The organism is Pseudomonas rossensis (genome assembly GCF_039888995.1).
Classification (GTDB): Bacteria; Pseudomonadota; Gammaproteobacteria; order Pseudomonadales; family Pseudomonadaceae; genus Aquipseudomonas; species Aquipseudomonas rossensis.
Window position 1 is genome coordinate 1 of the sequence record NZ_JBBWCB010000344.1, and the last position, 379, is coordinate 379.

Annotated in this window: 3 tRNA genes; all 3 read left to right on the plus strand. The window is 57.0% G+C overall.

What is annotated here, in order from left to right:
* Nucleotides 1-2: 2 nt before the first annotated feature.
* The 3 genes from WLY71_RS30800 to WLY71_RS30810 all read left to right on the plus strand — a co-directional run bounded on the left by WLY71_RS30800 (nucleotide 3) and on the right by WLY71_RS30810 (nucleotide 338).
* Nucleotides 3-78: transfer RNA gene (locus WLY71_RS30800), tRNA-Glu, on the plus strand.
* A gap of 3 nt (nucleotides 79-81) precedes the next feature.
* Nucleotides 82-157, plus strand: a tRNA-Gly gene (locus tag WLY71_RS30805).
* 105 nt (nucleotides 158-262) lie between these two features.
* Nucleotides 263-338: transfer RNA gene (locus WLY71_RS30810), tRNA-Glu, on the plus strand.
* The last annotated feature ends 41 nt before the right edge of the window (nucleotides 339-379 follow it).

The window sequence follows — 379 nt, forward strand, 5'->3', positions numbered from 1 at the left end:
GTGTCCCCTTCGTCTAGTGGCCTAGGACACCGCCCTTTCACGGCGGTAACAGGGGTTCGAGTCCCCTAGGGGACGCCATTTGCGGGAATAGCTCAGTTGGTAGAGCACGACCTTGCCAAGGTCGGGGTCGCGAGTTCGAGTCTCGTTTCCCGCTCCAATTTTAAACAGCGTTGCTTTCGGGCAGGGCTGAGTGAAACCAGAACCGGTATCTTCGGATGCGGATTTGGGCACTGAAATACACACCATGTGTTTCAGTTAGCGTGTCCCCTTCGTCTAGTGGCCTAGGACACCGCCCTTTCACGGCGGTAACAGGGGTTCGAGTCCCCTAGGGGACGCCATTTGCGGGAATAGCTCAGTTGGTAGAGCACGACCTTGCCAA